This is a genomic window from Micromonospora rubida, assembly GCF_009908295.1.
In the GTDB taxonomy this organism is placed as follows: domain Bacteria; phylum Actinomycetota; class Actinomycetes; order Mycobacteriales; family Micromonosporaceae; genus Micromonospora; species Micromonospora rubida.
Genome location: NZ_JAAALO010000008.1, coordinates 110,264 through 133,225 on the forward strand (window position 1 = coordinate 110,264; position 22,962 = coordinate 133,225).

Consider the following 22,962-nt stretch of genomic DNA (forward strand, 5'->3'; position numbering starts at 1 on the left):
AGACCCCCATGTCCCCAACAGCGACCGTCCAACGACCGAGCAACGTCTCCGACGCGTTGGCCCGCGGTCGGCTCGGTGTGCCATCGGTGATCTTCTTCGTGCTGTCCGCGGCCGCCCCGCTGACCGTGGTGGCCGGCGTGGTCACCACCGGGTACGCCGTCACCGGCGTCATCGGCCTGCCGCTGGCCTTCCTCGTGGTCGGTGCGGTGCTCGCCCTGTTCTCCGTCGGCTACGTGGCGATGGCCCGCCGGGTGGAGAACGCCGGCGCCTTCTACGCGTACGTCTCCCGAGGGCTGGGCCGGCCGGCCGGCGTCAGCGCGGCCTGGGTCGCCATGATGTCGTACAACGCGCTCCAGGTCGGGTTGTACGGCGCGATCGGAGCGGCGGCCTCCCCGGTGCTGCAACGGCTCTTCGGCGTCGACTCGGCCTGGTGGGTGGTGGCGCTGGTGGCCTGGGCCATGGTCGCCGTGCTCGGCCTGCTCCGGGTCGACATCAACGGCATGGTGCTCGCGGTGCTGCTGGTCGCCGAGATCGTGGTGATCCTCGTGTTCGACCTGGGGCAGCTCAGCCACCCGGCCAACGGCTCGGCCAGCTTCGCCGCGCTCACCCCGGACAGCCTGCTCGTCCCGGGCGCGGGCGCGCTGCTGGTGATCGCCGCGACTGGCTTCGTCGGCTTCGAGTCCGCGGTGGTGTTCAGCGAGGAGAGCCGGGACCCGAAGCGCACCGTCCCGCTGGCCACCTACCTGTCGGTGGCCATCATCGCCGGGATCTACGCCCTGTCCTCCTGGACGATGACCGTGGCCACCGGCCCGGATCAGGTCTCCGCGCAGGCCGGCGAGCAGAGCGTCGAGCTGATCTTCAACCTGGCCGGGGCGCACCTCGGCGACACCGCCGTCACCATCGGCCAGGCGCTGTTCATGACCTCCGTGCTGGCCGCGATGATCTCTTTCCACAACACCACCGCCCGGTACATCTTCGCGCTCGGCCGGGAGCGGGTGCTGCCGGCGGCGTTCGGGCGGACCTCGCCGCGCACCGGGTCGCCCCGGGTCGCCTCGCTCGCGCAGAGCGTCCTCGGCCTGCTGGTGATCCTGCTGTACGCGACCAACGGCTGGGACCCGGTGCTCCAGCTCTTCTACTTCACCGGCGTCGGCGGCAGCTTCGGCGTGCTGCTGCTGCTCGCCACCACCTCCATCGCGGTGATGGCGTACTTCGCCCGCACCCGGGTCGAGGAGAGCCTGTGGCGGCGGTTGGTCGCCCCCGGGCTGGCCGCCGTGGCGCTGGTCGCCATCATCATCGTGGCGTTGGACAACTTCGCCATCCTGCTCGGCGTGGCCCCCGACTCCCCGCTGCGCTGGGCCGTTCCGGCGGCGTACCCGGTGGTGGCGCTGCTCGGCCTGCACTGGGCGCTGGTGCTGCGCGGCAGACAGCCGGACGCCTACACCCGGATCGGACTGGGCGCGGAGAGCGCGACCATGCCGGTCCCGCCGGGTCCCGCCGGCGAGCAGCCCCCGGTGGGGACGGGGGGCCGGCGGTGAGCGACGTGCGCGTCGAGCGCCTCGGCGCGGCTGAGACCCGGCTGGTGGCCGAGCGGATCGCCCGGGCGTTCCTGGTGCTCCCGGCGACCCACTGGCTGGTGCCCGACGGCTCCGAGCGGGAGGCCGTGCTGGCCGACAACTTCGAGATCCTGGTCGGGCACGCGATGGCGCACGGCCACGTGCACGCCACCGAGGACCGGGCGGCGGTGGCCGTGTGGTTCCCGCAGGTCGGCGACGAGGTCCCGCCGCCGGCGGACTACGACGGCCGGCTGGCCGCCGCCTGCGGGGAGTGGGTCGAGCGGTTCCGGCACCTCGACGCGCTGTTCGCCGCCTGCCACCCGCACGCCGGCCACCACCACCTGGCGTTCCTCGCCGTCGCGCCCGACCGGCAGGGGCAGGGGCTCGGCTCCGCGCTGCTGCGGCACCACCACGCCAGGCTGGACGCCGACGGGGTGCCCGGTTACCTGGAGGCGAGCAGCGAGATCGGCCGGGACCTGTACGCCCGGCACGGCTACCGGGCGCGGGAGGTCTTCCGGCTGCCGGACGGCACCCCGTTCTACCCGATGTGGCGGGAGCCGGCGGAAGCCTGACTCGGCGCGGGGAGGCCCGGAGCGGGAGGGCTCGGAGCGGGAAGCGGCCCGGAGCGGGAAGCGGCACGGCGAAGGGGCCCGGTCGGCGCATCGCCGACCGGGCCCCTTCAGGCGTACAGGTGGTCGGGTCCGCCGACCGGACCACCCGCGGTGCCCCTAGTACGTGCCGTCGAGCTGCCCGCGCAGCTTGGTCAGCGCCCGGGCCAGCAGCCGGGACACGTGCATCTGCGAGACGCCGATCTGGTCGGCGATCTGCGACTGGGTCAGGTTGCCGTAGAAGCGCAGGGTGAGGATCTTCTGCTCACGCTCGTCCAGGGTGGCGAGCGCCGGGCCCAGGGCCACCCGCAGCTCGGCCAGCTCGAACTCGCCGTCCTCGCCGCCGAGCATGTCGCCCAGCTCGGTGGCCCGGTCGCCGTCGCCGGTCGGGGTGGACAGCGACACCGCGTTGTACGCGCGGGCGCCCTCCAGGCCCTCCAGGACCTCTTCCTCGGTGACCTTGAGGTGGGCGGCGATGTCGGCGACCGTCGGGGAGCGGCCCAGCGTCTGCAGCAGCGAGCTGTTGGCGTCGGAGATGGCCAGCCGCAGCTCCTGGAGGCGACGCGGCACCCGGATGTCCCAGGTGCGGTCGCGGAAGTGGCGCTTGAGCTCGCCGATGATGGTGGGAATGGCGTAGCCGGCGAAGTCGACGCCGCGGGACGGGTCGAACTTGTCGATGGCCTTGATCAGGCCGATGGCGGCCGTCTGCGCGAGGTCGTCGGTGGGCTCCCCCCGGCCGCTGTAGCGGTGGGCGAGGTGGTTGGCGAGCGGCAGCCAGGCTTCGATCGCCCTGTCCCGCAGTGCGGGGCGCGACGGGTGGTTGGCGGGCAGCGCTGCCATCGCGTTGAGGATGTCGGCCGCGCTGTCGGTGAGCGCGCGCGGGTCCAGCTTCTTGGTGGCGACGGCCGGCGCTGGCTTCGTCTGCTCGCTGATCGTTGGCGCGGTCATGTGGTGGTCCTCCCTGCACCTCGTCCGCGGATAAAAGACGTGACGCTGTGGTTTAGCTTCGGATCGTCCGTTCGGGACTCACCTTAACCTGATCGGCTCCCCGAAATCTAGCCGAAAGTACGATGTACTTAAGGTATTTTCAGGAACAACTCTCTCGAAAGGTGCGTAGAGACCGGAAGATGTGATCGCGATTACTGGTTCGCTGGCCGATCGGCCGGTCTGGCGCGGGCCGAATGGGTAACGGCGGGTCGCCGTCCGGCGGTCACCGTCACCCCTCTGGCGAGGCCCGGCGGGAGGCTGGGGTTGGCGCGTGGTCGTCCAGTCGGCCACGGTGCCCGATCGGCCGATGATCGAGGGCGGCGTCAAGACGAAAGCCGACAGAAGGCCCCGCCTGTCGGCTTTCCGTCCTTGTCCCGCCCGCTGGGCCGCCCGTAGCGTCGCGGGGAAATCCCCCTGGCCCGGAGGCAGCGTGCTCGATCCCGCCGATCCGCACCTCGTCGTGCACAGCCGGATGATCTATCTGAGCTGGCTGCCGGCGGACCCGGACGCGATCACCGCCCTGCTGCCCGCAGGCCTGCGCGCCGGGGAGCACCGCCGGGTGTTCATGAACCAGTACGTGGTCGACGACGAGACCCAGACCTCCGGGCTCGGCGCGTACTCGCTGACCTATCTCGGCGTGTCACTCGCCGGCCCCGACACCCCGGACCGCCCCCTGCCGGGCGGCTGGTGGACGCACTACCTGTGCTCCAGCGCTCGGATGCGCGGTTACGCCGCCGCGCGCGGCGCCCCGGTCGCCGCCGGCCGCACCTGGCTGGAGCAGCGGGGCGACACGCTGGTGGCGCAGACCGAGGTCGACGGGGTGCCCCTGATCCGCACCCGGGCCCGGGTCGGCGACACCGGGCACGTCATCCGCAGCGGCCACCACCGCTACCTCACGGGCCGGGGCGACGCCCTGGCCAGCGGCGTCTACCCGTACCTGGCCGAGCCGGTGGCCCCGTTCGAGGTCGAGTCGGTGGACTTCTTCGACCCGGGCCACCCGGTCTACCCGCTGCGCCCGGCCAACCCGCTGGTCATCGTCGGCGGCTTCTACTCACCGCGCGCGTCGTTCGCGTACCCCGGTGGGGAGAGCCTGCTCGCCAGCAGCCCGGCGGCGGCGGTCGGCCGGGCCGATCACCAGGTGCCGGCCAGCCGGGCCCGCAGCGGCCTGCCGTCCGGGTCGTAGACCAGCCGGTACGCGGGCAGCGCCCACGCCCGGGTGTACCAGGGCAGCCGCTCCGGCCGGTGCGGGCGCAGCCGGCCCGGCGGCCGGGGCCCGACCCGGCCCGAGTCGTGCCAGCGTTGCAGCGCGTCGGCAGACGAGGTGATCGTCTCGACCGCCGACGCCGGGTCCAGCAGGCCGTCGTCCGCGCCGCCGCCCGGGTCCCGGTCCAGGTGCTCGCGCCACAACCGCAGTCGCAACTCCCGGGCGAACAGCCGGGCCCCGTCGCCGAGGCCGCCCGGGTCGAGCGGGGCCCGCTCGTCCCGGGTGTCGTCGAGCACCACGCAGGACAGCTCGCTGTCGTGGGTCCACGAGCGGCGGTTGAAGTTGTCGCTGCCCACGCTGGCCCACACGTCGTCGACCACGCACACCTTGGCGTGCACGTACACCGGGTCGCCCGCGTGGTTCTCCACGTCGAAGACGTGCACCCGGCCCGGGGCGGCCCTGCCGCACAGCGCCAGCGCCTGCTCCCGGCCGACCATGTTCGGCGGCAGCGCGAACCGGCCGTCCACGTCGGGGTACCGGGGGACGACGGCCACCAGGTGCAGGTCGGGGTTGTCGCGCAGCGCCCGGGCGAAGAGGTCTGCCACCTCGGTCGACCAGAGGTACTGGTCCTCCAGGTAGATCAGCCGGCGGGCCCGGCGTACGGCCTTGGTGTAGCCGCGTGCCACCGTGCGCTCGCCGTCCGGGGCGAAGGAGTAGCGCGGGCGCACCGCCGGGTAGGTGCGCAGCACCTGGATGCGGTGCGGCCCGCATGGCGGGGGCTCGGCCGGCTGGTCGGGCAGTGGGTCCGGGCGCAGGTCCGAGCCGCGCAGCCGGTCCCGCAGGTACGCCAGCGGGTTCTCCGAGTCCAGCGGCATCGGGTCGGTCCACCGCTCGCGGAAGACCGTGTCCAGCGCGCCGACCACCGGCCCGCGAAGGGCGAGCTGCACGTCGTGCCAGGGCGGGGTGTCGCCGTACCGGGGGGACATCCCGACCGCCTGCGGGTCGCCGTGGTGCTCGGCGTCGTCCCGGCGGCTGTGGCACAGGTCGATCCCGCCGGCGAAGGCGACGTCCCGCTCGGGGGCGGCGGGATGGCGCAGCACCACCAGCTTCTGGTGGTGCGAGCCGCCGCGGCGGACCCGCTGGTCGAGCAGCACCTCGCCGCCGGCCGCGCAGATCGTCTCGCTGAGGCTGCGGTTCTCGGCCTCGCTGAACGACAGCGAGTCGAGGTGCGAGCGCCAGAGCAGGCCCTTGACCACCACGCCGCGCTGGGCGGCGCGGCTGAAGAGCTGGGCCACGGTCGGCCCGTCCGGGCGCATCCGCTCGTCGGGGTCGCCGCGCCAGTCCGTGAAGAAGAGGTGGTCGCCCTCCTGAAGCGCCTCCACCTCGCTGACCAGCCGGTCGAAGTACGCCGCGCCGTGAATCAGCGGCTCGGCGAGGTTTCCGGTCGTCCAGACGGGTAACTCGGAGGCTGGGTTGGCGCGTTCCTGCGCGGTGAGGAACCAGTCCCGCATCGGCACGTTCCAGCCTCCAGAGGTCGACAACGTCCTCACCGTAGGGCCCCCGCGCCGGGCCCGCACGCCGTCCGGCACCCCCGGTGACCTGGCCGACGTTTCCGCGCTACACCCGACGACCCTGACGCGAGACACCGAGGAGGCCACACGATGCCCGACGAGACGACCGACGCCGTGACCGAGGACCGCGAACAGCCGGTGGAGAGCGAGCGCGGGGCCCTGGTGGCCGTGTTGGTGATGGTGCTGCTGGGGGTGGCGGGGATCTTCGCGGTCTCCTGAGCCCGCCGGCGGGCGCCACCGGGGGGCACCCGGTGACGCCCGTCACGTCCGGTGGTCAGGGGCGGTCGCCCTGGCCGCCGGTGTGCGGCAGCCGCTCGGTCGGGACCACCCCGAGCCGGCCGGCCTGGAAGTCCTCGAACGCCTGGATCAGCTCGTCCCGGGTGTTCATCACGAACGGGCCGTAGTGCGCCACGGGCTCCCGGATCGGCTGCCCGCCCATCACGTAGAGCTCCAGGGCGGGGGTGTTCGAGTCCTGCTGCGCGTCGGCGGTGACCCGCAGCGCGTCGCCCGGCCCGTGGGTGGCGAGCTGGCCGGTGTGGAACGGCCGGCGGTCGGTGCCCACCGTGCCGCGCCCGGCGAGCACGTAGACCAGCGCGTTGAAGTCCGGCTGCCAGGGCAGACTCAGCTCGGCGCCGGGCTGCACCGTGATGTGGGCGATGCTGATCGGGGTGTGGGTCGAGCCCGGCCCCCGGTGCCCGGCCACCTCGCCCGCGATGACCCGGATCAGCGCGCCGCCGTCCGGCGTGGTGAGCAGCACCGACTCCCGGCCGCGGATGTCCTGGTACCGCGGCGGCATCATCTTCGCCACCTTCGGCAGGTTCACCCAGAGCTGGAGGCCGTGGAAGAGGCCACCGCTGGCCACCAGGTGCTCCGGCGGCGCCTCGATGTGCAGCAGGCCGCTGCCGGCCGTCATCCACTGGGTGTCGCCGTCGGTGATGGTGCCGCCGCCGCCCTGCGAGTCCTGGTGGTCCATGATTCCGTCGATCATGTAGGTCACCGTCTCGAAGCCGCGGTGCGGGTGCCACGAGGTGCCCTTCGGCTCGCCCGGCGCGTAGTCCACCTCGCCCATCTGGTCGAGGTGGAGGAACGGGTCCAGCTCGTGCATCGGCACCCCGGCGAAGGCCCGGCGGACGGGGAAGCCCTCGCCCTCGTGCCCGCTGGGGGCGGTGGTCAGCCGGCGGACCGGCCGGTAGCCGGTGGTCTCGTCGAGCCGGGGCAGGCGGGGCAGGACGAGGACGTCGTCGACGGTGATGGCGGGCATCTCGAACTCCTTATTCGCTGAGGGTGGACGAGGCGTCGCAGTCGGCGCGCAGGCGCCGGCCGAGGCGGTCGAAGACCCGGTTCAGGCAGGCGATCTCGGCGTCGTCGAGGTCGTCCATCAGGTGGGTGCGCGCGGAGCGCAGGTGGTGCGGCGCGGCCTCGCGCAGCGTCAGCAGCCCGGTGGCGGTGAGCACCGCCTCGCTGCCGCGCCGGTCCGCGGGACAGGACTCCCTGGCCACCAGGCCGCGCTTCTGCATCGAGGAGATCTGGTACGTCAGCCGGCTGGGTGAGAAGACCAGCCGGCCGGCCAGCTCGCCCATCCGCAGCCGCTGCCCCGGCGCCTCGGAGAGCAGCACGAGCACGTGGTAGTCGGCGAAGCTCAGCTCGCTGTCGGCCCGAAGGTCGTCCTCGAGCTGGGTGAACAGCCGCTGGCTCGCCTCGATGTAGGCACGCCAGCAGGCCATCCGCTCGTCGTCCAGGCTCTCCGTCATGCCGAAACAGTAGCACTCTTTCAAAATTTAACAACTTCCCCTTGGCTGCTTCCGTGGGTGCCGCAGGCAGATGTGGATGGGAAGCTTCGGATTTGAAGGGAAGTGGCCGGGACTGCCTCCGCGCAACCGGGCCGACGGCGTGTCAGACTGCCCCGTGGAACACGTCGTACTCGCTGCCCCCGGCCTGCTGCTGCGCCCCTGGCGGGCGGCCGACGCCTCCGCCGTGCTGGCCGCCCTGGGTGACCCGGAGGTGGCGACGTGGAACCCGCAGGGCGACATGGACGAGGCGCGGGCGCGCGACTGGGTGCGCCGGCGGGCGGACTGGTCGAGCGGCGAGCACGTGTCCCTCGCGGTGGCCGACCCGGGCGACGCCGAGCTGCTCGGGGCGGTGTCGCTGCACCGGATCGGCGGCGGGAACGCCAGCGTCGGCTACTGGACGGTCCCCGCCGCCCGGGGACGGGGCGTCGCCACGGGCGCGGTCCGGCGGCTCACCACGTGGGGTTTCGCGGCGCTGGGCCTGCACCGCATCGAGCTCTGCCACGCCGTGGCGAACGTGCCGTCCTGCCGGGTGGCCGAGCGGGCGGGCTACCTCGCCGAGGGCACGCTGCGCCAGTCCTACCGCTACGGCGACGGCCGCCGCCACGACGAACACCTGCACGCGCGCCTCGCCACCGACCCGGGCTAGAGCCTGTGTCGAAGTCGGCCTGCCTCGGTTCGGCGCTGTCGGCTCGGTGCTGGATCCCGCTGGTTCAGGGAACAAGGTCGTGCTTGGCCGATCAACGGCGGTTCCCGGGGTGGCCGCCCGGCCCCGGAACACTCCGGAACTGGTGGATCTCCGCTCATCGTCAGGGCAGCGGTCGGTGACGGTTGCTGGCCTGGCGTACGAGGCGGAGCCGGCGGGTCAGCGCTGACCCCGCCTCGTACGGCCGAGCCCGTCGGGACGGACGGCGCGTGCCTCAGCCGGAGCGTGCCGGCGTCGGGTGTTGCGCCGTCCCGGTCGGCGTGGCCTGCTGCGCCGCGTTGGCCCGCTGCTCCCCGAGCGTCAGCGCGACCACGGCCCCGAGCAGCACGACCGAGCCGACGGTGGCGGTCACCGTGAGCCGCTCGTCGAGCAGCAGCACCGCGATGACAGTGGCGGTGACCGGCTCCATCAGCGCAATGACCGACGCGGTGGTCGCCCGGACCGTGGCCAGCCCGGCGAAGAACAGGCTGTACGCCAGCGCGGTCGGGGCGAACCCGAGGTAGGCGACCAGGCCCAGCACCTGGCCGGCGTCGCCCGAGGTGGGTAGGAGCCCTTCGAGCAGGGCCAGGGGGAGCAGGCACGCCATCCCGACGGCGAACCCGCCCAAGGCCGTCGTCTGCGGGCTGCCGCTGGTGCCGTCACGGCCCATCTTCCGGTTGAGTAGGGTGACGCCGGCATACCCGCAGGCGGACAGCAGGGCGTAGGCCAACCCCAGCGCCGGTGCCGAGGCTCTGCCGGCGCTCCCGCCCCCCACCAGGAGGACCAGCCCGACCAGCGCCAGCGTGACCGTCACGGCGCCGGCCCTGCCGATCCGTTCCCCCATCAGGACGCGGGACCCGAGGGCGATGAGGATCGGCCCGGATCCCAGCGTCACCACCGTCGCGACGGCCAGCCCCGCGTAGCCCACGGCGGCGAAGTAGGCGGTCTGGTAGACGGCCAGCCCCACCCCGGTCGTCACCACGTGCCGCCACCGGCCGCGCGCCGGTGCGCCCGCCGGGGCTGCCGTGCGACGTCGGACCACCAGGTGACCGGCGGCGAGGAGCAGGACCCCGCCGGCGAACCGCCAGAAGGATACGGCCACCGGTCCCATGCCGCTGGTGTCGTAGAGGACGGCCGCCGCTGCGCCGCCGGTTCCCCAGGCGACAGCCGCCACGCAGATGTAGAAGATTCCTCGCCCCACGGAAGAGGGCGCGCTTGTGTTCACACAATTCTCCGTTGTCATCGCCGCCCGGGCACCAAAGAACGCACCCGGGCTCAGGAAGGTGAGAGCCGGGTCGGTGGAGGTGTCGTTACCGGGTCGGCGGTGGCGGCGAGACAACGAGGAAAGTCACCAGCACACCGTACCAAACGTCCAGGGTGTATTTGTCGCGGAACCGCAGTCTTTGATCTTGGGGGATCGCCCGTCGCCCGCTCCCGGTGGTGGTTCGGGCGGGTGGTTCAGGTGGGGGCGGGCGGGTGGCTCGGGCGGAGCGACGGCCCCGGAGCCCGGCCCCGGGACCGTCCGTCGGCGTCGGCCTCAGCGGGCCGTCGCGCCCGCCGGCGTCTGGTGCATCCGGCCGAGCAGCTGCCGGGCCTGGTCGGCCTGGTCGGCGTCGACGGTGACCGCGTACTGGCCGGCGCGCAGGGAGCTGGCGGACGTGAAGTCCCGCTGCCCACCGGTCATCGCGTGCGCGACCGCGCCGAACACCGCGCCCCAGATCGCGCCGATCACCAGGCCGACCAGGATCACCGCCACCCAGTTACCGGTGGTGAAGATGCCGAAGAGCAGCCCGATGAACAGGCCGAACCAGGCCCCGGTGCCCGCGCCGAGCAGGGCCGACCGGCCCGTGGTCATCCGGCCCAGCACTGTCTCGACCAGGGTGAGGTTCGTCCCCACGATCGCGGTGCGCTCCACCGGGAACCGGTTGTCGGCCAGGTAGTCCACCACCCGCTGTGCGGACGGATAGTCCGGGTACGACCCGATCGTCACGGTCGGGGTCCCGGCCGGCGGGCCGTGACCGTCGCCGCCGGGTGGGGCGGGACGGCCCGCCGGGCCGGACGGGAGGTCGTTTCCGCCCGATGTTCCGGGTTGCCAGGTCGCGGTGGGGTTCGAGGGTCTGAGCATGAGCATCCTCCTTCGTCGACCTCCCGCCTTCCCCCGGGCGGCGGGCGGTAACGCGCCGCCTCCCCCTGGTCCAGGGGTCCCCGTCCCGATCCGGATGCCCGACGCGCCGGACCGGTCTCCGGTCGCCGAGCCCCCGACCGGGAGGGACGACGCGCGGGACCTGTCCGGCCGCATCCGGCGGTGCCCCGACGAATGCTGGTCGGCGCCGCCGGGTAGGCACGGCCGTGGACAGCGGACGGATCAGCGAACACGGGTTCCTGGCCGACGGCCGCAGCGCGGCGCTGGTCGACCGGGCCGGCTCGGTCAACTGGTGGTGCCCGGCCCGGATCGACGCCCCGTCGGTGTTCGGGCGGCTGCTCGGCGACGACGCGGGCCACTGGTCGATCCGGCCCGACGGCGACTTCACCACCGACCGTTCCTACCTGGAGGACACGCTGGTGCTGCGGACCGTCTTCACCACCCGGGACGGGGCGGTGGCAGTGACCGACGCGCTGGCGCTGGAGAGCGGCGCGCGCGGCCACGACATCGGGCTGCGCTCGCCCCGGGTGCTGGCCCGGCTGGTGGAGGGCGTCTCCGGCGCGGTGCCGGTGCGGCTGCGCTACCGCCCCCGGTTCGAGTACGGCCGGGTCGTCCCGTATCTGGTGCCCACCGGCGACGGGGTGGAGGCGACCGTCGGCGCGGCCCGCCTGCGACTGCGCGGCGACGTGCCCATGCGGTGCGACGAGGGCGGGGCCGCCGCGACGTTCACCGTCCGGGCCGGCGAGTCGTACGGCTTCACGCTGGGGTACGCGCCGACCTACGACGTCGGCCCGCCCATGACCCCCGCCGCCGCCCCGACGGTTGCCGAGGCGGCGGCGGGCTGGCGGTCCTGGGCCGATCTGCACCCGTACCACGGCCGGTTCGCGGAGCAGGTGCGCCGCAGCGCGCTGGTCGTGCAGGGCATGACCTACCAGCCCAGCGGCGCGATCGTCGCCGCGGCGACCACCTCGCTGCCCGAGCAGCTCGGCGGGGACCGCAACTACGACTACCGCTTCGTCTGGGTCCGCGACTTCAGCCTCACCCTCCAGGCGCTCTGGCTGGCGGCCTGCCCCGACGAGGCCAACCGGCAGTTCGCCTGGGTGGCCCGCGCGATGGGCCGCATCGGGAACCAGCCGGTGCCCATCATGTACGGCGTGGAGGGCGAGCGGGACCTCACCGAGCACCGCCTCGACGGCCTCGCCGGGTACGCCGACAGCCAACCCGTCTTCGTCGGCAACGACGCCTGGAAACAGCGGCAGACCGACGTGCTCGGGGAGGTCCTCGACGCGGCGTGGCTGATGCGCCACTACCTCGATCCGATGGACCCCGAGGTGCACCAGCTCCTGCGCGCCCTCGCCGACCAGGCGGTCGCCGACTGGCACCGCCCGGACGCCGGCATGTGGGAGGCCCGGGACGCGGAGCGGCACTACGTCTCGTCCAAGGTGCAGTGCTGGACCGCGCTCGACCGGGCGGTGCGCTTCGGCCCCCGCCTCGGCGACACCGCCGACCTGGCCCGCTGGGCCGCCGCCCGCGACGAGGTCCGCGCGGCCGTGCTGGACCAGGGCTGGAACGACCGGCTCGGCGCGTACACCGGGGCGTTCGGCTCGGACGAGCTGGACGCCTCGGTGCTGATCATGCCGCTGGTGGGGTTCCTGCCCGCCGACGACGACCGGATGCGCTCCACCATGGACGTCATCGAGGCCCGGCTGTCCCGCGACGGCCTGCTGCGCCGCTGGGACGGCGATCCGGCCGGCTTCGTCATCTGCTCGTTCTGGCTGGCGAGCTGCCTGGCGCTGGCCGGCGAGCTGGACCGGGCCGAGCGGATGTTCACGTCGCTCGCCAGCCGGACGAACGACCTGGGCCTGTTCGCCGAGCAGATCGACCAGGCCACCGGGGAGCAGCTCGGCAACTTCCCGCAGGCCTTCTCGCACATCGGCCTGATCAACGCCGCCGGCTGGCTGACCGAGGCCGACGAGCGGCGACGCCAGGGCGCGGACGGCCCGCGCCGGACCGTGCCGACAGGCGCGGGACGAACGGAGGGAGCACGCTGATGACCGGACGGCTCGACGGAAGGACCGCCCTGATCACCGGCTCGGACTCGGGCATCGGCCAGGCCACGGCGATCGAGTTCGCCCGCGAGGGCGCCGACGTGGTGGTGCACTACCTGCACGACCACGCCGGGGCCAACCACACCCGGGACAAGGTGGCGCAGGCCGGCCGGCGGGCGGTGGTGGTGCAGTGCGACATCTCCGACGAGGCCCAGGTCGAGGCGATGTTCGACGAGGCCCTGGCGGAGTTCGGGGCGCTCGACGTGCTGATGAACGACGCCGGGGTGGACGCCTCGGGCATCGCGGTGGCCGACCTGGACACCGAGACCTGGGACCGGGCCATCCGGACCAACGTCTACGGGGCGTTCTTCTGCTCCCGCCGGTTCGTTCGACACCGCCGGGACCAGGGCGGCCACGGGAAGATCATCAACATCACCTCGGTCCACCAGGAGGTGGCCCGGGCCGGCGGCTCCGACTACGACGCCAGCAAGGGCGCGCTGCTGGAGTTCGCCAAGAGCCTGGCCCTGGAGGTGGCGCCGATGCACCTCAACGTCAACAACATCGGGCCGGGGATGGTGCTCACCCCGTTCAACCAGAAGGCCATCGACGACCCGGCGTACCTCCAGGAGCAGGTGCAGAGCATCCCGTGGAAGCGGGCCGCCCAGCCGGAGGAGATCGGCAAGCTGGCGGTCTTCCTGGCCAGCGACGACGCCGACTACGTGACCGGTTCGACGTACTTCATGGACGGCGGGCTGATGCAGAACCAGGGCCAGGGCGCCTGATCGCGTCCCCTCGATCGCCGGCGCGGGCCGGGTGACCCGTGGGCGCTCCCCGGTCAACCGTCGCCGCCACGGACCGGCGGGGCCCGGGGTACGGGCCCCGCCGTCCGGCCGCCGGGGACACGCAGTTCCTCGACAACGGTGGGGGTGGCGCGCGTCGGCGTCGTCGTGGCGGGGTCAGGAGCAGGCAACCCCGTTGAGGGTGAAGCCGACCGGGGTGGGCAGCGTGCCGCCGGAGTAGGTGCCCTGGAAGCCGACGCTCAGCGTGCCGCCGGCCGGCAGGCTGCCGTTCCAGGCCGCGTTGCGCACGGTGATCTGCTCGCCGCTCTGGCTCCACTCGCCGTTCCAGCCGCCGGTGAGCCGTACGCCGGAACCGGCGGTGAAGGCCACCGTCCACGAGCTGAGTGCCCCGCCCCGGTTGGTCACCCGCAGTTCGGCGGTGAACCCGCCGGTCCAGGTGTTCGGGGTGAAGGTGACCGCGCAGCCCCGGGCCGGCGTGGTGGGCGGCGCGGTGGTGGGCGGTGCGGTGGTGGGCGGCGCGGTCGTCGGAGGCGCGGTGGTCGGGACCGGCCCGGCGGCGACCGCCAGGTCGTACGCCCGCTGCGGGACGAACTGGCCGGCCCCGGCGAGGCAGCCGTCGGCCTCGCCGGGCAGCTTCACCCAGAGGTACGCGTCGATCGCGCCGTCCCCGGTGGCGGTGGTGCTCGGCGTGCCGATCGCCCGCCCCGGCGGGTCGCACCACTCCGAGCCGGCCGGGCCGTTGCCGTTGCGGCTGGTGTCGATCACGGCCTTCAGCCGGGACACGCCGGTGGCGGCGATGACCTGCTTGGCGTACCCGACGGACTCGGCGGTGGTCCGGTAGTTCGAGACGTTGAGCGAGATGCCGTCGGCGCTGTTGGCGATGTCCGCGCCGGTCAGCCGGGCGGCGATGTCGGCGGGGGAGAGCCACGCCGAGTGCCCGGCGTCGAAGTAGACCTTCGCCTGCGCCGAGCCGGCCTTGAGCTTCTTGCCGGCGTACGCCATGGACGCCCTGGTCTCGGCCTGCTGGGCGGCGCTCTGGCAGCTCGTCATCAGCGGGAGCACGTCCGGCTCCAGCACGATCGAGGCGGGCCGGCCGGCCAGCCCGGCGGCCACCTGGTCGACCCACTGCCGGTAGCTGGCGTGGTCCGGCGCGCCGCCGCCGCTGGCGCCGCCGCAGTCCCGGTTCGGGATGTTGTAGACCACCAGGATCGGGATTTTCCCCGCCGCGGCGGCGGCCCCGACGAACTGGTCCACCTCGTTCCGTACGGTGGAGGTGTTGGTCCGGGTGTACCAGCGGGCCTGCGGGACGGCGGCGATCCGGTCCCGGATCACGGCGGCGCGCTGGTCGCCCGGATTGGCGGCCACCCACTGGGCGGCGTTGGTCTGCGGGTCGACGTAGAACACGGAGTCGGCGGCCACGGCCGGCGCGGTTCCGACGAGGCCGACCGCGACGGTGGCGGCGGCGGCGAGTGTGGTCGCGCCGGCGGCCAGGGCCGCGAGCGCCGGTCTGCTTCGCATGGGGCGTCCTCCACGTATCGATGAGAGTGCGTGGAAGCGCTCCCACGCGTTCCCGTCAAGGTACGCGCTCGTTGCCGGTGTGTGAAGACCCCGTGACGCCCCCCGCCGGGCCTCGGGGGGCGAGAATTGCGGCATGCGCCTGGTGATCACGGCCGACACCCACGTGCCGAAGCGGGCCCGCGACCTGCCCGCGCCGCTCTGGGCGGCGATCGACGCCGCCGACGTGGTGCTGCACGCCGGGGACTGGGTGGACGTCGCGCTGCTCGACGCCGTCGAGGCCCGGGCCCGCCGCCTGATCGGCGTGTACGGCAACAACGACGGGCCCGAGCTGCGGGCCCGGCTGCCCGAGGTGGCCCGCGTCGAGCTGGACGGCCTGCGGGTCGCCGTGGTGCACGAGACCGGCCCGCGGGCCCGCCGCGAGGAGCGTTGCTCCGCCGCGTACGGCGACGCGGACCTGCTCGTCTTCGGCCACTCGCACATCCCGTGGGACACCGTCGCCCCGGGCGGGCTGCGGCTGCTCAACCCTGGCTCGCCGACCGACCGGCGCAGCCAGCCGTACGCCACCTACCTGACGGCGCGGGTGGCGGCGGGACGGCTCGACCGGGTCGAGCTGCACCGCCTGCCACCGCGCTGACCTACCGCGACCGGCGCGCTTTCTTCAAGATCAACAGGCATGGCCCCGGACCCACCGCAGGGGTCAGCGCTCGTCGGGCCGCTCCGGCGGGTGCTGCGCCTTCGGCCGGGCGCGCAGGTGGGCGCGCTCTCCCTGCCTGCCGAAGAGGCTGAGGAACTCGACCGGCTCGTCGTCGGCGGCCCCGAACCAGTGCGGCACCCGGGTGTCGAACTCGGCGGCCTCGCCGGGGGTCAGCTCCATGTCCCGCTCGCCGAGGACGAGCCGGAGCCGGCCGTTGAGCACGTAGAGCCACTCGTAGCCCTCGTGGATCTGCGGGTCCGGTTCCCGCCGGCGGCTGCCCGCCGGGATCACCAGCTTGTACGCCTGGATGCCGCCGGCCCGGCGGGTCAGCGGGAGCATGGTCATGTTGTGCCGGCTGACCGGGCGCAGGTGGACGCGCGGGTCGCCGGTGGGCGGGGCGTCCACCAGGTCGTCGAGCGTCACGCCGTGCGCCCGGGCCAGTGGGAGCAGCTGCTCCAGGGTCGGCCGGCGAGTGCCGGACTCCAGCCGGGACAGGGTGCTCACCGAGATCCCGGTCGCCGCCGACAGGTCGGCCAGGGTGGTCTCGCGCTGCCGGCGCAGCGCGCGGAGCCGGGGCCCCACCCCGGCGAGCGCGCGGTCGAGGTCGTCGCCCATGCCACCAGTTTGCCAGACCGGCAACGGAGCTTGCGGTCTCCACGCGGCGGGCCAGGCGCGGGTGGCCGGGGAGGGGCGCGCCCGCGCGTGCCGGGGCGCGGCTGTGCGTGCCGGGCGTGGGCCTGGCCGGGCGCGCCCTACCATCACCGGATGGATGCGGACCGGAAACGGGTCGTGGTGGTCGGGGCGGGGATCGCCGGGGTGGCGTGCGCCGCCGAGTTGGTCCGGGCGGGCGTCCCGGTGCAGATCCGCGAGCGCGCCCGGGTGGCGGGTGGCCGGATGGCCAGCAAGCGGTTCGACGGGCGCCCGGCGGACATCGGCGCGGCGTACTTCACCGTCAGCGACCCGGACTTCGCCGAGGTGGTGCGCGGCTGGGCGACCGCCGGGCTGGCCCGGGAGTGGACCGACACCTTCGTGGCGTACTCCGCGCAGGGCCGGCACGAGGTCCCCGGGCCGATGCGCTGGGCGGCCCCGCGCGGGCTGCGGTCGCTGGTCGAGCATCTGGCCGCCGACCTGCCGGTGATGGTCGACCGGCTGGTGCTCGGCGTCGACGCCGGGCCGGCCGTCGACGGCTCGCCCTGCGCAGCGGTGGCGCTGGCCGTGCCCGGCCCGCAGGCGGCCCTGCTGCTCGACCCGGAGCTCGCGGCGGCCACCGCCGCCGTGCAGGCGCAGCGGTGGTCGCCGATGCTGAGCGCGGTGCTGCGCTTCCCAACCCGGCCCTGGCCCGACTTCCGCGGCGCGTTCGTCAACGACCATCCCCTGCTCAGGCTCGTCTGCGACGACGGAGACCGGCGCGGCGACGACGCCCCGGTGCTGGTCGCGCACACCACGCCCACGTTCGCCGCCGGTCACCTCGCCCAGCCGACCGGGGCCGGCAGGGCCATCGAACAGGCCGTCCGCGACCTGCTCGGACTGCCCGAGCCCGCCGCGCTCGTGCAGGTGCACCGCTGGACGTACGCCACGCCGACGGTGCCCGGCGAGGCCGGTACGTACCACCTGGACGCCGACGGCATCGGGCTGGCCGGTGACGCGTTCGGCAAGCCCCGGGTGCAGACCGCCTGGCGCTCGGGCCGCGACCTCGGCCGCGCCCTGGCCACCCGCCTAGCCCCCACCTGACCCTTTACCCGGTGACCAGCAGTTGGCGTCGGCCCAGCCCGACCTCTCTGGATCCCCGGTGAGCGGGGTCGATCCCGGCCACGTGATGCCCCACCCCGGCCGACCCCGCCCCCACTGCCATGGATCTTGCACTTGCGGCCCCCGTTCTGCGGCCTTCGCCCGTGATGCCCGGGCCGTAAGTGCAAGATCGCGGGCGGGGTGGGGGTGGGGTGGGGTGGGGGTTAGGCGGGGGCGGGGGTGGGGGTGGGTTCGGAGGGGGCCTTGGTGCGTTCGCCCGCGCGGTCGAGGAGCTGCATGACCGGGGTTGCGGCGACGCCGTGCACGACCACCGAGACGATCACCACCAGCCCGACCGTGGCCCAGACCAGGTCGGCCTGCGGGAATTCCGCCTTCGTCGTCGCGTACGCCAGGTAGTAGAGCGAGCCGACGCCCCGGATGCCGAACAGCGAGATCACCCAGTGTTCCGCCGGCCGACCTGGCGCGCCGCGCAGCGACAGCCACCCGGCCAGCGGCCGGACCACGAGGACCAGCGCCAGCCCGACCAGCGCCGCCGGCCAGGTCAGCGGGGCGAGCAGACCGCCGACCACCGCGCCCCCGAAGAGCAGCAGCAGCAGTACGGTCAGCAGCCGCTCGATCTGCTCGGCGAAGGCGTGCAGCACCGAGTGGAACTTGTGGGTCCGCTCGGCCGCCCGGATCGCTCGGGCCGCCACGAAGACGGCCAGGAAGCCGTAGCCGCCGACCACCTCCACCAGCCCGTACGCGAGGAAGGTGGCGGCCAGCGCGAGGAAGCCCTCGGCATGCCGGGCGAGCCGCAGCTCGCTCGGGGCCCGGAAGAACAGCTTGCCGAGCAGCCAGCCGACCAGCAGCCCGCCGCCGATGCCGACGGCCAGCTTGTACAGCACGTCCACGGTGAACCAGTCGGCGAACCAGTCCGCCGGGGCGAGGCTGGTGCTGGCGATCGCGATGGCCGCGTACACGAAGGGGAAGGCCAGGCCGTCGTTGAGGCCGGCCTCCGAGGTCAGCGCGAAGCGCACCTCGTCCTCGGAGTCCTCCACGTCGGTCGGCTCGCCGACCTGCACATCGGCGGCGAGCACCGGGTCGGTCGGGGCCAGCGCCGCGCCCAGCAGCAGCGCTGTGGCCGGCACCAGGCCCGCCCACCACCAGCCGAGCAGCGCCACGGCCGCGATGCAGATCGGCATCGCGATCGCCAGCAGCCGCCAGGTGGACGACCACCTGGCCCAGCTCAACGGACGGTCGATCTTGAGGCCCGCCCCCATCAGCGCGACGATCACGCCGATCTCGGTGAGGTGGGTGGCGACCTCGGGGTGCGCCAGCGGGTCCGGGCTGGTCAGCCCGGTGGGCAGGATGAAGATCAGCATGCCCAGCCCGAGGAACGCGATCGGCATCGACAGCGGCTGGCGCTCCAGCAGCCGGGGGAGGATCCCGGCGAGCAGGGCGCCCAGCCCCACCACCGCGAACGCGATGTCTACCGGCTCCACGGGACCACCCTTCCGCCGCCCGCGCGGCGCGGGCAGACGGTGACGGACCTTGCCCCGTCGACCGTCGCGGTATGCGTGCTGTGCGAAAAGGCATTCCGACCCGCCGCCACGCCCGATCGCCGGATGGCCCGCCCCGGTCAGCGCTGGGCCACCGGGCCGGCAGCCGATACCCGCCCGCCGCCCCTGTCTGAACAGGACGATCGGGTGGATCAACCCGTGCGCGTCAGCCAAGCCGGGCGATCGGCGGGTCCGCCAGCGCGCCCAGGTCGTCGTACACGGCCACCGCGCCCGCACCGGCCAGCTCGCCCCGGCTGGTGCCGCCGCAGGCGAGGCCCACGCAGGGAATGCTCAGCTTGCCGGCTACCCGGACGGGACGAGGATCTCGAACCAGACCGTCGAACCGCGCACCGTCGGGTCGGTGCCCCAGGCGTCGCTGAGCTGCTCGATCAGGCCGAGCCCGCGGCCCCGACTGCTCAACGTGTCGGTGCGGGCCCGGGTCACCGTGCCCCGGGTGCCGGAGTCGGCCACCGACACCAGCAGCCGCTCCGGGCTGAGGTCGATCTCGACCCGGGCGGCGGTGCCGGCGTGCAGCAGCGCGTTGGTGGTCAGCTCGCTGGTGCACAGCACGGCGGCCCCGATGACCGCCTCGGGCACCTGCCAGTCGGCCAGCTGGGCCGTCAACCAGTGCCGCACCCGGCTCGGCGCGGTCGGCTCCGCAGGCACCTCCATGCTCGCCGAGCGGCTCGGCATCAGCGCGTGCTCCACCGCCAGCACCGCGACGTCGTCCTCGGTGGCGCCGGCCACGGCGGCGGTCGCCACCGCGCACAGCGCCCGGGGGTCGCCGCTGGCGGCGTCGGCCACGGCGGCGGCCAGGTCGTCCAGCCCGGCGGTGAGGCTCTGCCACCGCCGCTCCACCACCCCGTCGCTGAACAGCAGCACGGTGTCCCCGGGGGCGAACGGGATCGTGGTGGTGCGCGGAGCGCAACCCAGCCCGAGCGGGGCCCCGGGCGGCACGTCCAGGTACTGCGCCACCGGCCGGCCGTCGGGGCCGGCGCGGCGCACCAGCGGCGCGGGGTGCCCGGCGCTGGCCAGGGTGAGCAGCCCCCGCTGCGTGTCGACCACCCCGAACACCACGGTCACGAACAGCTCGTACGTGCCGGTCTCGGTGCCGAGGCTGCCCACCAGGCGGTCCAGCCCGGCGAGCACGGCGTCCGGCCGGGGATCGGCCAGCGCCAGCGCGCGCAACGCCGCCCGGACCTGGCCCATCCGCGCCGCCGCCTGCACGTCGTGCCCGGCCACGTCGCCGAGCACGATGCCCAGCTCGCCGGTGGGCAGCAAAAACGCGTCGTAGAAGTCCCCACCGGCGGCGTTGCCGTCGACGCCGGGGTCGTACCGGGCGGCGATCCGCAGCCGGGGCAGGTCCGGCAGGCGCTCGGGCAGCATGCTGCGTTGCAGGAGCTGGGCGGTGCCGTGCTGGGTCTCGAACCGGCGGGCGCGCTCGGCGGCCTGGCCGATCAGCTCGGCCGAGGCTGCCAGCAGGGCGCGTTCGGCGGCCGGCCACGGGCGGGCCTCGTGGTAGCCGACGGTCAGGCCGCCGCGCAGGACCGACGTCCGCAGCGGCTGGGCGGCCATCGCCCGGACCTTCTGGTCGTGCCGGTCCACCGCGGTGTCCCGTAGCGGCTGCCCGTCGCCGACGAACTGGGGCACGCCGCTGCGGGCGGCCACGATCAGCGGCCCGGGGGAGTCGGCGGGCGAGCGCCGCCAGAGCGGGGGCAGCCGCTCGTCGGCCTCGTCCAGCAGCTCGCCGCGCACCCGCCGGACCGTGCGCCAACCCGCGCCGTCGTCCACGCCGAAGGTGACCCGGTCGGCGTCGAACGCGGTCAGCAGGTAGCGCAGGGCGACCCGGGCGACGTCGTCCAGGGTGAGCGTGCCGGCCAGTGCGGCGGCCACGTCGCTGAGGCTCTGCAACTGCTCGGTGACCTGGCTGGTCTCGGCGGCGACGGTCAGCACCCCGACGATCCGTCCGGTGCTGTCCCGTACCGGGGAGTGGCCCCGGGTGAACACGGCCTGCTCGCGGGAGCCGGGGCGGTGCCGGTCGAACGGGAGCGCCGCCTCCTTCTCCAGGAACGACTCGCCCTGCCGGTAGGCGCGGTCGATCACGTCGCCGACGCCGGGCTCGGCCCACACGTCGGCGAACACCTCGGCCGCCGGCCGGCCCACCGCGCCGGGGTGGCGGTCGCCGATCAGCGCCGCGTACCCGTCGTTGTAGAGCAGCAGGAGGTCGTCGCCGTACGTGAACGCCATCGGCACCGGCGAGGCGAGGACCAGGTCCACCACCCCGCGTAGCCCCGGGTCCCAGCCCTGGGGTGGGCCCAGCGCCGTGCCGGCCCAGGGATGGCCGAGAACGACGTTCGCCGCCCCGGAGGCATCCGTCTCCGACGCGGCGCGCGTCGCTGGCGTGGGCACTCGCCCGACCGTGCCTGGCATGCCCGCAGCCTAGCCGGAGCGCCCGGACGCCGGCCCAATCGCGTGCCGGGGTGGCGGCGCGTGGCCCGCCGCCGTCCGCTCCTGGTACGCATCAGTGCAGGCCAGGGCAGTTCTGAACGGAGATGTCGGGAAATTCGTTGCCCGTCGCGCGGCGTGCTGCCAGGCGGACCGGGTATGCGCGCGCCGAAGTCCATGCGACAGGAGGGACACCATGCAGAAAGCCCTCGCGGTCGGGCAGGTAAACATCGGGGACGCCCTGACCGATATGTGGAGGTCCGTGCTGCTCTTCATCCCGAGGGCGGTCGCGTTCATCGTGATCCTCGTGGTGGGGTGGCTCGTCGCCAGAGCGGTTCTCAAGATCGTGGACACCGTGCTGGAACGGGTGGGGTTCGACCGCGCGGTCGACCGGGGTGGCATCCGGCGCGCCCTGGAACGCACCAAGTACGACGCCAGCGACATCCTGGCGAAGCTCGCGTACTACGCCGTCCTGTTGTTCACCCTGCAGTTCGCCTTCGGGGTGTGGGGGCCGAACGCGATCAGCGACCTGATCCGGGGCGTGGTCGCCTGGCTGCCGAGGGCGTTCGTCGCGATCATCGTCGTGGTGGTGGCCGCCGCGATCGCCAATGCGGTGCGCGACCTGGTCACCGGCTTCCTGGGCGGGCTGTCGTACGGCCGGGTGCTGGCCGACCTGACGGCGATCTTCATCCTGGCGCTCGGCATCATCGCCGCGCTGAACCAGGTGGGCATCGCCACCACCGTCACCACCCCGGTGCTGATCGCGGTGCTCGCTACGGTGTCCGGCATCCTGATCATCGGCGTCGGCGGCGGTCTGGTGCGGCCGATGCAGAACCGCTGGGAGGGCTGGCTCGACCGGGCCGCCGAGGAGTCCCGGTCGCTGCGGGAGCACCGCCAGGCCCAGGCCGCCGGCCGGGGCGACACGGAGCGGCAGATGGCCGACCGGGCGGGTGCCCCGCGCACCCAGGCCGCGCCGCAGACCGCCGGCGCTCGCGGCGGGCAGCAGGGCACGTACCGCTCCGGCGGCACGCCGGGCGACGAGACCCAGCAGTTCGGCCGCCCGGGTAGCTGACGGGAGGAGCACGGGGGAGGGGGTCCCGCGCGGGCCCCCTCCCCGCTCGCGTACGTCAGAGGGTGGGCAGCGGCGCCGGGCCGGTCTCCAGTGCGCGGGCCAGGGCGCAGACCGCCAGCAGGCGGGCCAGCGGCCAGTCGGGCTCCGACCAGTCCGTCGACCGGGTGGGCGGCTGCCAGCCGTGCTCCCGCGCCGCGTCCCGGACGCCCTCGGCGTACCCGGCGAGCGCGGCCGGGCTCAGCGGCCGGCGGTCGCCGCCGAGGCTGTCCCGGACGGCCGCGGCGTGCTGGTCGATCTCGGCGAGCAGCCCGGGCCGGGCCACCGCCGCGGCGAGCCCGGCGGTGCCGATCACGACGGTCAGCCTGGCGAGGACGGTGTTGGCGGAGTCCGCTGCGGAACGGCTGACCACCTGCTTCGACGGCACACGCATGAGAAACGAGGTTAACCGGCCGGTAACCCGGGCGGGGTCGGCCGCTCGGCCGGTACCGGGTCCCCCGCCCATCGGCCGGCACCTGACCGTGTGGATTGACCCGGTCGCGACGGGGCAGAGGGGAGGCTGC

The 22,962-nt window shown here is 74.2% G+C and carries 21 protein-coding genes; 10 read left to right on the forward strand and 11 right to left on the reverse strand.

The annotated features are described in order from the left end of the window. The first annotated feature begins 8 nt into the window (after positions 1-8). Both GVV04_RS25480 and GVV04_RS25485 read left to right on the forward strand, forming a co-directional pair. Positions 9-1,535 (forward strand): APC family permease, encoded by a 1,527-nt coding sequence (locus GVV04_RS25480; RefSeq protein ID WP_161691237.1) that lies wholly within the window; start codon positions 9-11, stop codon positions 1,533-1,535. Further along, positions 1,532-2,125 carry a GNAT family N-acetyltransferase gene (locus tag GVV04_RS25485; protein ID WP_161691239.1) on the forward strand — a complete coding sequence of 198 codons (594 nt, stop codon included), beginning with the start codon at positions 1,532-1,534 and terminating at the stop codon, positions 2,123-2,125. Before GVV04_RS25480 ends, GVV04_RS25485 begins: the two co-directional genes overlap by 4 nt. Positions 2,126-2,281: 156 nt before the next feature. Here the strand turns inward: GVV04_RS25485 and GVV04_RS25490 are convergent, their stop codons facing one another. After that, positions 2,282-3,109 carry a SigB/SigF/SigG family RNA polymerase sigma factor gene (locus tag GVV04_RS25490; protein WP_161691241.1) on the reverse strand — a complete coding sequence of 276 codons (828 nt, stop codon included), beginning with the start codon at positions 3,107-3,109 and terminating at the stop codon, positions 2,282-2,284. A 469-nt stretch (positions 3,110-3,578) separates the two neighbouring features. Between GVV04_RS25490 and GVV04_RS25495 the strand changes: the two genes are divergently transcribed. After that, the gene (locus GVV04_RS25495; protein ID WP_161691243.1) at positions 3,579-4,331 is read left to right on the forward strand and encodes a hypothetical protein; all 753 of its coding nucleotides are present in this window, start codon (positions 3,579-3,581) and stop codon (positions 4,329-4,331) included. Here GVV04_RS25495 and GVV04_RS25500 read toward each other — a convergent pair. Beyond that, positions 4,280-5,869 (reverse strand): phospholipase D family protein, encoded by a 1,590-nt coding sequence (locus tag GVV04_RS25500; RefSeq protein ID WP_161691588.1) that lies wholly within the window; start codon positions 5,867-5,869, stop codon positions 4,280-4,282. The genes GVV04_RS25495 and GVV04_RS25500 overlap by 52 nt on opposite strands. 144 nt (positions 5,870-6,013) lie before the next feature. On the opposite strand from GVV04_RS25500, the gene GVV04_RS34120 reads away from it, so the two are divergent. After that, positions 6,014-6,142 (forward strand): hypothetical protein, encoded by a 129-nt coding sequence (locus GVV04_RS34120; protein ID WP_268926345.1) that lies wholly within the window; start codon positions 6,014-6,016, stop codon positions 6,140-6,142. 55 nt (positions 6,143-6,197) lie between these two features. Here the strand turns inward: GVV04_RS34120 and GVV04_RS25505 are convergent, their stop codons facing one another. Continuing rightward, positions 6,198-7,184: a pirin family protein gene (locus tag GVV04_RS25505; RefSeq protein ID WP_161691245.1), complete on the reverse strand. Its 987-nt coding sequence runs from the start codon at positions 7,182-7,184 to the stop codon at positions 6,198-6,200. Between the two features lie 10 nt (positions 7,185-7,194). Continuing rightward, positions 7,195-7,674: a MarR family winged helix-turn-helix transcriptional regulator gene (locus tag GVV04_RS25510; RefSeq protein WP_161691247.1), complete on the reverse strand. Its 480-nt coding sequence runs from the start codon at positions 7,672-7,674 to the stop codon at positions 7,195-7,197. 154 nt (positions 7,675-7,828) lie between these two features. Here GVV04_RS25510 and GVV04_RS25515 point away from each other — a divergent pair, with 154 nt between their 5' ends. After that, positions 7,829-8,359 carry a GNAT family N-acetyltransferase gene (locus tag GVV04_RS25515; RefSeq protein WP_161691249.1) on the forward strand — a complete coding sequence of 177 codons (531 nt, stop codon included), beginning with the start codon at positions 7,829-7,831 and terminating at the stop codon, positions 8,357-8,359. Positions 8,360-8,630: 271 nt separating this feature from the next. Here GVV04_RS25515 and GVV04_RS25520 read toward each other — a convergent pair whose 3' ends face one another. Both GVV04_RS25520 and GVV04_RS25525 read right to left on the reverse strand, forming a co-directional pair. Further along, the gene (locus GVV04_RS25520) at positions 8,631-9,620 is read right to left on the reverse strand and encodes a DMT family transporter (RefSeq protein ID WP_328822570.1); all 990 of its coding nucleotides are present in this window, start codon (positions 9,618-9,620) and stop codon (positions 8,631-8,633) included. A 312-nt stretch (positions 9,621-9,932) separates the two neighbouring features. Continuing rightward, on the reverse strand, positions 9,933-10,520 hold the full coding sequence (locus GVV04_RS25525; protein WP_161691253.1) for a general stress protein: 588 nt from the start codon (positions 10,518-10,520) through the stop codon (positions 9,933-9,935). A gap of 224 nt (positions 10,521-10,744) precedes the next feature. Between GVV04_RS25525 and GVV04_RS25530 the strand changes: the two genes are divergently transcribed. Next, entirely contained in the window at positions 10,745-12,589 is a 1,845-nt protein-coding gene (locus GVV04_RS25530; protein WP_161691255.1) for a glycoside hydrolase family 15 protein, read from the forward strand. Further along, the gene (locus GVV04_RS25535; protein WP_161691257.1) at positions 12,589-13,368 is read left to right on the forward strand and encodes a glucose 1-dehydrogenase; all 780 of its coding nucleotides are present in this window, start codon (positions 12,589-12,591) and stop codon (positions 13,366-13,368) included. Before GVV04_RS25530 ends, GVV04_RS25535 begins: the two co-directional genes overlap by 1 nt. 174 nt (positions 13,369-13,542) lie before the next feature. On the opposite strand, the gene GVV04_RS25540 is transcribed toward GVV04_RS25535, so the two are convergent. Then, the gene (locus GVV04_RS25540) at positions 13,543-14,904 is read right to left on the reverse strand and encodes a glycoside hydrolase family 6 protein (RefSeq protein ID WP_161691259.1); all 1,362 of its coding nucleotides are present in this window, start codon (positions 14,902-14,904) and stop codon (positions 13,543-13,545) included. 133 nt (positions 14,905-15,037) lie between these two features. Here GVV04_RS25540 and GVV04_RS25545 point away from each other — a divergent pair, with 133 nt between their 5' ends. Beyond that, positions 15,038-15,538 carry a metallophosphoesterase family protein gene (locus tag GVV04_RS25545; RefSeq protein WP_161691261.1) on the forward strand — a complete coding sequence of 167 codons (501 nt, stop codon included), beginning with the start codon at positions 15,038-15,040 and terminating at the stop codon, positions 15,536-15,538. Positions 15,539-15,601: 63 nt separating this feature from the next. On the opposite strand, the gene GVV04_RS25550 is transcribed toward GVV04_RS25545, so the two are convergent. Next, complete coding sequence (locus tag GVV04_RS25550; RefSeq protein ID WP_161691263.1) at positions 15,602-16,213, reverse strand: helix-turn-helix domain-containing protein; 612 nt, start codon at positions 16,211-16,213, stop codon at positions 15,602-15,604. 150 nt (positions 16,214-16,363) lie between these two features. Between GVV04_RS25550 and GVV04_RS25555 the strand changes: the two genes are divergently transcribed. Further along, positions 16,364-17,329 (forward strand): NAD(P)/FAD-dependent oxidoreductase, encoded by a 966-nt coding sequence (locus GVV04_RS25555; RefSeq protein WP_161691265.1) that lies wholly within the window; start codon positions 16,364-16,366, stop codon positions 17,327-17,329. 221 nt (positions 17,330-17,550) lie between these two features. Here GVV04_RS25555 and GVV04_RS25560 read toward each other — a convergent pair whose 3' ends face one another. Then, the gene (locus GVV04_RS25560) at positions 17,551-18,828 is read right to left on the reverse strand and encodes a cation:proton antiporter domain-containing protein (protein ID WP_161691266.1); all 1,278 of its coding nucleotides are present in this window, start codon (positions 18,826-18,828) and stop codon (positions 17,551-17,553) included. A 360-nt stretch (positions 18,829-19,188) separates the two neighbouring features. Then, on the reverse strand, positions 19,189-21,315 hold the full coding sequence (locus GVV04_RS25565) for an ATP-binding SpoIIE family protein phosphatase (RefSeq protein WP_161691268.1): 2,127 nt from the start codon (positions 21,313-21,315) through the stop codon (positions 19,189-19,191). A gap of 211 nt (positions 21,316-21,526) precedes the next feature. On the opposite strand from GVV04_RS25565, the gene GVV04_RS25570 reads away from it, so the two are divergent. Beyond that, the gene (locus GVV04_RS25570) at positions 21,527-22,402 is read left to right on the forward strand and encodes a mechanosensitive ion channel family protein (protein ID WP_161691270.1); all 876 of its coding nucleotides are present in this window, start codon (positions 21,527-21,529) and stop codon (positions 22,400-22,402) included. Positions 22,403-22,457: 55 nt separating this feature from the next. Here GVV04_RS25570 and GVV04_RS25575 read toward each other — a convergent pair whose 3' ends face one another. Next, the gene (locus GVV04_RS25575; protein WP_161691272.1) at positions 22,458-22,832 is read right to left on the reverse strand and encodes a DUF6401 family natural product biosynthesis protein; all 375 of its coding nucleotides are present in this window, start codon (positions 22,830-22,832) and stop codon (positions 22,458-22,460) included. Between the last annotated feature and the right edge of the window lie 130 nt (positions 22,833-22,962).